At 72.2% G+C, this 8159-nt stretch carries 9 protein-coding genes; 3 read left to right on the plus strand and 6 right to left on the minus strand.

Annotated features, from left to right (window positions below; genetic code table 11):
- Positions 1 to 12: 12 nt before the first annotated feature.
- Positions 13 to 834: a hypothetical protein gene (locus AOK15_RS33890; protein WP_055522145.1), complete on the minus strand. Its 822-nt coding sequence runs from the start codon at positions 832 to 834 to the stop codon at positions 13 to 15.
- Between the two features lie 49 nt (positions 835 to 883).
- Positions 884 to 1531 (minus strand): peptide-methionine (S)-S-oxide reductase MsrA, encoded by a 648-nt coding sequence (msrA, locus tag AOK15_RS33895; protein ID WP_055522146.1) that lies wholly within the window; start codon positions 1529 to 1531, stop codon positions 884 to 886.
- Positions 1532 to 1703: 172 nt separating this feature from the next.
- On the opposite strand from msrA (AOK15_RS33895), the gene AOK15_RS33900 reads away from it, so the two are divergent.
- From AOK15_RS33900 to AOK15_RS33910, 3 genes are all read left to right on the plus strand, one after another.
- Positions 1704 to 2540 (plus strand): MBL fold metallo-hydrolase, encoded by an 837-nt coding sequence (locus AOK15_RS33900; RefSeq protein WP_055522147.1) that lies wholly within the window; start codon positions 1704 to 1706, stop codon positions 2538 to 2540.
- 91 nt (positions 2541 to 2631) lie between these two features.
- Complete coding sequence (locus AOK15_RS33905; protein WP_055522148.1) at positions 2632 to 2916, plus strand: hypothetical protein; 285 nt, start codon at positions 2632 to 2634, stop codon at positions 2914 to 2916.
- Positions 2917 to 3136: 220 nt separating this feature from the next.
- The gene (locus AOK15_RS33910) at positions 3137 to 3589 is read left to right on the plus strand and encodes a DUF5707 domain-containing protein (RefSeq protein ID WP_055522149.1); all 453 of its coding nucleotides are present in this window, start codon (positions 3137 to 3139) and stop codon (positions 3587 to 3589) included.
- 66 nt (positions 3590 to 3655) lie between these two features.
- On the opposite strand, the gene AOK15_RS33915 is transcribed toward AOK15_RS33910, so the two are convergent.
- The 4 genes from AOK15_RS33915 to AOK15_RS33930 form a co-directional block, all read right to left on the minus strand.
- Positions 3656 to 4297 carry a hypothetical protein gene (locus AOK15_RS33915; protein WP_148087316.1) on the minus strand — a complete coding sequence of 214 codons (642 nt, stop codon included), beginning with the start codon at positions 4295 to 4297 and terminating at the stop codon, positions 3656 to 3658.
- A 35-nt stretch (positions 4298 to 4332) separates the two neighbouring features.
- Positions 4333 to 4998, minus strand: a complete 666-nt coding sequence (gene msrA / locus AOK15_RS33920) for a peptide-methionine (S)-S-oxide reductase MsrA (protein WP_055522151.1) — start codon at positions 4996 to 4998, stop codon at positions 4333 to 4335.
- Positions 4999 to 5225: 227 nt separating this feature from the next.
- Positions 5226 to 6323, minus strand: coding sequence for a hypothetical protein (locus AOK15_RS33925; protein ID WP_055522152.1), 1098 nt, complete (start codon positions 6321 to 6323; stop codon positions 5226 to 5228).
- On the minus strand, positions 6320 to 7963 hold the full coding sequence (locus tag AOK15_RS33930) for a M48 family metalloprotease (RefSeq protein ID WP_055522153.1): 1644 nt from the start codon (positions 7961 to 7963) through the stop codon (positions 6320 to 6322). Before AOK15_RS33930 ends, AOK15_RS33925 begins: the two co-directional genes overlap by 4 nt.
- Positions 7964 to 8159: the final 196 nt, after the last annotated feature.

An 8159-nucleotide genomic window follows, 5' to 3' on the forward strand; every position in this document is an offset into this window, starting at 1 on the left:
CCCCCGGCGGCCCTAGAACACCCCCACCCGGGTCACCCCTTCCTCGCCGACCCTCAGCAACGCCTCGTGGCTGATCGCGAAGTCCCCGTTGCGCAGGGGCCCGCCGAAGTGCCGGCCCACGACCGTGTCCGGCAGATAGCTCCGCAGCGCGTGCCGCATCGCGGGGTCGTGGTCGACGGGCGAACCCCAGCCGTCCGGCGCCTCGTCCGTGCCGAGGATCACCCAGTGGTCCGTGTCCACCAGCGCGTCCGGATCCGGCACGGCCCCGGTGTGGCAGTCGAGCGCGGGCAGCGTCAGCACATCGGGGTCGTGCGGCGGGTACCACATGAGCAGCGGCTTGGCCTGCGCAGCCTCCGCGTTGTCGAAGCAGCAGACGGCGATCGCGTGCGCGGGACAGCGTTCGGCGTAGAACGCGAACAACTCCGGGTTGAGCGCGGGCCGCCGGTGCTCCGGCACCTCGGCGAGCGCCGCCGGCACGGCGCGCGGGTCACGGGCCAGGACCACCGTGTACACGTCGTGCTCGAACACCTCCACCGCCGGCCCTTGAGCCGCTCCCATCCAGGCGATCGAGTCGTCGACCAGGCCCACGGAGACCGGCCGTACCGCGTCCACCATCCGTTCCAGCACGTCGGAACTGCGCCCCACGGACAGGAAGTTGCGTCGGCTCATCTGCCGCGCCGGCAGGTGCAGCAGCATGGCGTTGGGGCCGTCGGCGAGATTCGCCGCCGTGTTCTGGTAGCCGAGGACGTGGATCAGCCCGTGCTCGGGGTGGTGCAGCCGCCCGCAGTACAGGGTGGTGCCGGTGAACTCGGCCGGGGCCAGGGAGACACACATGCCGGAACGCTATCGAACGCCCCCGGAGCCCCTCGGCCGCGCAGCAGCGTCAGCGCGGGGACACCCCGGTGCCGCCCGCCCCGCAGTACCCCGCCGGGTCCCGGTGCAGATACTGCTGGTGCAGTGCGCTCGCCGGGTAGAACGGGTGCTCCCCGGCCGGCACGATCGAGGTCGTGATCGCCCCGTACCCGGCTGCGGACAGCGCCGCCTGATACCGCGCGCGGGTCCTCTCGGCGGCCGCGTGCTGCTCCGGTGAGTGCGTGAAGACGACGGAGCGGACATGCGTACCGACGTCGTTGCCCTGGCGGAAGCCCTGCGTCGGGTCGTGCCCCTCCCAGAACACCCGCAGCAGCCGCTCGTACGACACCTCGGCCGGGTCGAACACCACACGTACCGTCTCCGCGTGCCCCGTGAGCCCGGTCCGCACCTCGTCGTCGACCGGGTACGGCGTGTAGCCGCCCTGGAACCCGACGAGGGTGGTGCGGATGCCGCCCGGCATCTGCCAGAACCGCCGTTCCGCGCCCCAGAAGCAGCCCATCGCGAAGGACGCGACCTCGGCTCCCTCCGGATACGGCCCCAGCAGGGCCGTCCCCAGCACGGCGTGCGTCTCGGGCACCTCGTACGCGAGCGCCGCCCGCCCCGGTGGCGCCTCCTCGGCCGTGGGCATCCGCGGCTCCCGGCCCCGTCCGAACAGCATGGGCACCCCCTCGTCCGTAGCGTCGCGTCGCGTCGTCATTCTCCACGCGCGCGTGCGGTCACGGCAGCGGATGCGCCCGCGCTCGCACGGCCGGACGATGGAGGCGGGAGCAACAGCGGAGGCATGCGGTCGCGACGATCACCCGCCGGGGGGTTTCCGAGGTGTGAGTGACATGCCCCTTCAAAAGGTCCGCCCGGGTACCGTGCACCGGCTGCGCCCGGACATCAGCGTTCTCGCCGACAGCCTGGAGGTGCCGGGCATCGGGCACATCCCGGTGAACGCGTTCGTACTGCTCGGCGCCGAACCCGTGGTCGTGGACACCGGGTTGGGGCTGCCCGACCGGAACTTCGTCGAGGTCCTCGCTACCGTGCTGGACCCGGCCGACGTCCGCTGGATCTGGCTCACCCACCCCGACCGCGACCACACCGGCGGGATCTTCGACCTGTTGGCGGCGGCCCCGAAGGCGCGGGTCGTGACGACGTTCATCGGCGCCGGGATCCTGTCCTGCGAGCATCCGCTGCCCCTCGACCGGGCCCACCTCGTGAACCCCGGCGAGACGCTCGACATCGGCGACCGCACCCTGACCGGTTTCCGTCCGCCGCTGTTCGACAACCCCGCCACCGTCGGCTTCTTCGACGACCACTCCGGTGTCTGCTTCAGCTCCGACTGTTTCGGCGCCCCCCTGCCGACCGCCGACCTCGCCCGGGCCGACGACGTCCGCGATGTGGCGGTCGAGGACCTGCGCACCGCGCAGCTTCTCTGGGCGACGGTCGACAGCCCCTGGGTCCAGACGGTCGACGTGGAGAAGTACCTCAGGACCTTCGACTCCCTGAAGGACCGCAAGCCCGACCTGGTCCTCTCGACGCATCTGCCCCCGGCCGCCGGCATCACCGGCGCCATGCTGGACACGCTCGCCACCGCCCCGTCCGCGCCGCCCTTCGTCGGCCCGGACCAGGCGGCCCTGGAACAGATGCTGGCGAGCTTCCAGCCGGACGGGGGCGGCCCCTGAGACCCGTGACCCATGTGGTCCAGGGCCGGCGCCCGCCGAGGCACGACGTCGCGGCGGAGGACGAACCCACAACGCAGTGAGGAGCTCGGAGATGTACGCAGCAGTGCGGCGGTACGACGGGGTGACCGATCCGGCCGAGGCGGCACGTCTCGTGAACGAGGGGTTCGTGCCGCTCATGCGCCAGGTCCCCGGTTTCGTGGCCTACTACTGGGTCGACGCCGGGGACGGAGTGATGGTCTCGACCAGCGTCTTCCAGGACCGGGCCGGCGCCGAGGAGTCGATCTCCAGGGCCTCGGACTTCGTGCGGGACAACCTCGCGTCCCTGCTTCCCGCCCCGCCGGAGGTCATGGCCGGCGAGGTGGTCGTCTCCGCGTGACGGCAAGGGGCAACCGTCGACTCTGGCGACCGCGAGCGGGCAGGAGACCCCGGTGCCGCGGCGCCTCCGCTGCGAGGTGCGACGTGGGCGGCAACACCGGCCTACTCAGCCTGAGTTGAGTAGGTGCGCTCATGCCCGGTGGACCTCTGTGCGGCGAGTATCGGTGAAGTGGCGCGGTCAAGGAGCGCCGACCCGATACAGGACCCTTACGGAGATTCCCATGTCCCGACGTACTGCACTGTCCGTGGCCGCCGGTCTCGTCGTCCTTGGTGGTGCCGGGGCCCTCACTCTTGCCTACGCCGGGGACCAGCCGCTGAAGCCGGCGCACAGCACTGCCCGCTACACCGCTCCCGCCGGCGACCGCGACGGCTCGCTCTCCTTCGACACCGACGTCACGGCATCCTCCGGCGTCAAGAGCGTGAAGGTGCTGGCATGGCCGCAGGACTCGTCCTTCGCCAAGGACGAGCTGACCGCCAAGGACATGGCCGACGCGGAGTCTGCGGTCTGCAAGCCCTCCGGGAAGGACACCGTGCACTGCACGTACCGCGTCAAGGTCACCGCGTCCGACGCGAAGTCCTCCCCGCGCGGTCCCTGGCACGTCGCCGTCCTGGCCACCGCCAAGGACGGCACGACGACCCTGGACAGGGAGGCAGCCGACTTCACCGTCAGGTAACCAGGCCGGGCACATGACTGCGAGCGAGTGCGGACGACCTGCGTTCCTGTCCAGGTGCTGCTGGTGTCAGTGCTCGGTCGCCGAGGAGGCCGCAGCGTACGTGAGCAGGTTCGCGAAGCGCAGCCACGGGAACACGTACATGTTCAGGGGCGAGTAGCCAGGCCGGGTGAGGCCGCGGATGCTGTGGACGGTGTCGGTCAGTTCCGCTGCGGCCGGGCGGTCGAGGCGGCCGAGGGCCGTGAGGTAGGACGAGGCGCAGTCGTCGAGCCGGGTGTGCAGGTGGCTGAGTCGGCGTACGTCGATGTCGGTGGAGAGCGTCTCGTCGGGGTACGGGGCGCGCTGGAACGCCGCGTGCCGGTTCGCCACGGCGGCGATCAACCCCAGTCGGGAAGGGGGCGCCGAACTCGGCCAGCGCGGACCACGCAGAGCGGCCATGTCGGACGCTCGTGGGGTTCGGCGGCCGGCCGCCTTCTCCGCCCGGCGGCGGGCGGCGAAGACGGCCATCTCGGCGAGGTGCGCGGTTCGGCTCTCCTCCAGCGTGTCCAGCGCGCGCGACAACGCCGCGGAATCCCTTCGCAGATCGGGGGCGGGGCACGCCGTCGCGCTCAGATACGCCCAGGTCGCGTGGAAGCCGAGCGGGCCGTAGTCCCCGACGGCACACCTCAGCGCCCTGTGCCGTCGGACGAGCGGCAACCGCTCGTCACGCACTCTGCGGGCGTACGTTCCGAAGGCCACCCGTGACGTCAGCCGTCGGCCTTGGCGACGCCGATCGGGCAGGACACCCCGGTGCCGCCGATGCCGCAGTAGCCCGCCGGGTTCTTGTCCAGGTACTGCTGGTGGTAGCCCTCGGCCGGGTAGAACGCGCGGCCCTCCGCCGGGAGGATCTCCGTGGTGATCGTGCCGTAGCCGGAGCCGGTGAGGACCTTCTGGTACGCCTCGCGGGACGCGGCGGCGGCCTTCTCCTGGGCCGGGGTGTGGGTGTAGACGGCGGAGCGGTACTGGGTGCCGGCGTCGTTGCCCTGGCGGAAGCCCTGGGTCGGGTCGTGGGACTCCCAGAAGACCTGGAGGAGCCGCTCGTACGAGATGAGGGACGGGTCGTACACGACGCGGACGGCCTCGGTGTGGCCGGTGAGGCCCGAGCACACCTCTTCGTAGGTGGGGTTCTCGGTGAAGCCGCCCTGGTAGCCGACGAGCGTGGTCCACACGCCCGCGGGGAGCTGCCAGAACTTGCGCTCCGCGCCCCAGAAGCAGCCGAGGCCGAAGTCGGCGATCTCCAGGTGCTCCGGGTAGGGGCCGCGGAGCGGGGTGCCGAGCACGGTGTGCCGGTCGGGCACGGTGAACGGCAGCTCGGCGCGGCCCGGCAGAGCCTGCTCGGGGGTGGGCAGCTGGGGCGTGCGGCCGAAGAGCATCGTGACTCCTAGGAACGTGCGGGAACGAGCGGGCGGTACCTGGAGAACGTTCCGGGTACCGCCCGAATTCCGCCCGGCGAACGCGCACTGTCAGCCGGACACGGCCGGTGCGGCGCTGTCAGTCCGACACGGTGGTCGGCCGGCGACGCGGCAGCCGGGGGTGGCGGTCGGCCGGGCGCGGCAGCCGTAGCGGTGGTCGGCGGGGCGTGGTGGTCGGCCCGGCGCGCTCAGCCCTCCGTCTGCTCCGCCGCCACCGCCTGCGCCGAAGCGTTGCGGATCCGGCAGTAGAACGCGGCCATCTCCTCCTCGCTGCCCCGGTAGCGCCACGGCAGCGCGTCGACGTGGCCGTCGACCAGCCTGAACTGTTCGAGCGCGGCGGCGTCGCGGTTCTGGAGGGCGAGGTAGTACGCCAGGAGGTGGCGCAGCTCCGGCAGGCGCGGGTGGGTCTGGTCGGCCGCGGCGGCGTCGGCGAGACCCGCGTCGACCCGGCCGATCATCCTGGGCGTACGGTCCACCTCGCTGTCGTCCGACTGGTCGTGCTCGAAGTGGGCGATCAGCGGCAGCACCGTGAGCAGGCTGCCCAGCGGCGCGTTCTGAGCCGCCCGCTCGGCGAAGTCCGTCGCCAGCTTCTCCGAGCCCCGCCACTTCGCGCACCAGTACTGGAGCGCCATGTAGTGCGCCTCGTAGTGGTGCGGGGCGCGGGCGGTGATCTCCGTCCAGAGCCGGTCCATCTCGGCGTGCGGGTAGCCGAGCCCCAGGGCGACGGTGATCTCCGTGACGTACGGCGTGGGGTCGTCGGGGTTCAGCGCGGCGGCCCGCGCGATCTCCTCGCGGGAACGTTCCAGCATTCGGTGGAAGCCCGCGAACTGCTCGCCGGTCGTGTATCTGGCGCGCTTGGCGCCCCGCATCTGCCCGGCGAGGATCACCGTGCTGCGGGCGCGGACGACGGCCGCGTCCGGGTCGTCGGGTCGGTCGGCCTCCCAGGCGAGCAGCCACTCGTCGTCGTCGGCGGCGATCCCGCCGAGCAGGCCGGTCGCCCAGGAGCGGCGGTCCCAGTCCCGGCCGATGTCGTGCAGCAGCTTGGCGGCGGCCTTCCAGTCGCCGGCGCGCACGGCGGCGAGCGTCGCGTCGACGCCCGCCGGCAGCGGACCGGCGTACGTGGTGTTCTGCCGTTCGGCGGGGAGCAGGCCCAGCGCCTCGGCGGCGTCCGGGTCGGCGTCGCCGCCGGGGCGGAAGAACTCCTTGAGGAACACCCCGGCCAGCCACAGACCGATCAGGAGGGTGGGCACGGCCAGGACGGCCAGAATCCACAGCAGTACGGTCATCGCGGGGCGTCCGTTTCTCGCGCGGCGGGGCCTTGGGGAGCGGAGGGCAGCAGCGTGCGCAGCGGCCCGGTGTCCGGGTGGTCGGCGACCGCCGCCCCGATCGCGGCGCCGAGGTCGGCCTCGGAGCCGTCCGCCGCGGGCGGCAGGTGCACCACGGCAGCGTCCGCCCAGGAGAACTCCCAGCGCAGCCGGGAGTGGGCGCTCAGCTCGGCGAGCACCATGGTCTGCAACCCGTCCGCCAGGGCGGGCCGGACGAACTCGCGGAAGGCCCGCCCCTTCGCCTCCGCCGCCTGGTCGGACACCGGCAGCCGCCGCGCCAGCTGCCACAGCTGACCGTCGTCGATCACCTTCAGCAGCCCCCGCAGGGACGGCTGCTCCTTGGTGTACATGGCGAGTGCCCGGTGCAGGGCGGTGTCGGCGGAGACGAAGTTCGCCGCCATCGAACCGTCGAGCAGTTCCTGCCAGTCGGCGGCGCGGGCGAACCGCAGCACATCCTCGGTGAGGACCGCGTCCTCCAGTTCCGCCAGCGTCCGCTCCGGGTCCGCGAGCAACGTCAGCGCGGCGCCCCTCGCCTCGTCGGCACGGCCGTCGGCGGGCAGCGCCTCGATCCGGGCGACACGGTCGGCGATCGGCGGGTGCGAGTCGTACGGCGACGACGGCTCGCTCGGCAGATCGGTGCGCAGACCGACGAGTTCGAGCTGGCGCGCGGTCAGCATCCGGCCGAACCCGCCGAAGAACTCACCGCGCGGCGGCAGCAGCCGGGCCTCGGAGCCGAGCGTGGCGTAGCTGTTCATGTAGAACCCGAACGCCGCGGACAGTGCCGGGATCTCGCGCAGCGCCGAGGCGGTGGCGTCGCGTCCGGCGATCCGGGCGGCCGCGGCGTCGGCGGCGTACTCCTGACGGCGTGAACCGGCGAGCGTGGCCCGGAAGTAGAGGTGGGCGTAGGCGACGTAGATCCGCGCCATCAACCGGTACGTGAAGCCCGAGTGGCGGGTGTCGACCTCCTTGGCCTTCTTGCCCTTGGCCGCGGCCTTGGCGTTCTTCTTCTCCTGCCGGGCCTGCTCGCGTCCGGCGGTCTTGTCGGCCCGCTGCTCGAAGGTGTCGATGGTGCGCAGCACCTGGGCCCGGCCGCGCGCGGTGATGGCCGCGAGGCGGGTGTCGGCGTTCGAGTAGTGGCCCAGCTCATGGGCGAGGACCGCCCGCAGCTGCGCCTCGGTCAGGCCCTGGAGCAGCGGTACGCCGAGGTAGAGGCGGCGCGGGCCGGGCAGAAGGCCGAGCAGGCGGGCGTCCTCGCTCACGGCGGCGTTGACCTCGGGCGTCAGCACGATGCGCGTCGGGGCGCGGGTGCCGACCTGGTCGGAGAGCTCCCGCACGGTGCGCCACAGCGCGGGCTCGTCTGTGTCGGTCACCGCGAGGCCGGGCCGCTCCTCGCCCTTCGGGGTCCGCAGCATGAACAGGCCGCGGATCAGCGGCAGGGCCAGGAGTACGGAGACCACGTACAGCTTGAGCGCCACGCCGGACGGCGCGTGCAGGTACAGCAGATAGTCGGCGCCGGCGAGCGCCGCGAGCAGGATGACGCCGAGCAGATAGAAGCCGGCGAGCAACACGAGAGCGCGCACTGCGCGCAGGGTTGCGCCCATCGGGCAGTTTCCCCCCACGGTGTGATCGCAAAGGATCACAAAATCAACTAAATCGGTCGGCCTAGGACGTGTCCATGACCAAGAGGTGAGGGGGCGGAGTATTTCCCACGGGATGTGAGGGTGGCAAGGCCTTTCCGGAGGGGCCGCCAGGGGATGTGCGTCTTCCGGGGGCGAGGTGTGCGGCTTGCGCAAGCCG

Origin of the sequence: Streptomyces ossamyceticus, assembly GCF_001418475.1 — a bacterium.
In the GTDB taxonomy this organism is placed as follows: domain Bacteria; phylum Actinomycetota; class Actinomycetes; order Streptomycetales; family Streptomycetaceae; genus Streptomyces; species Streptomyces ossamyceticus.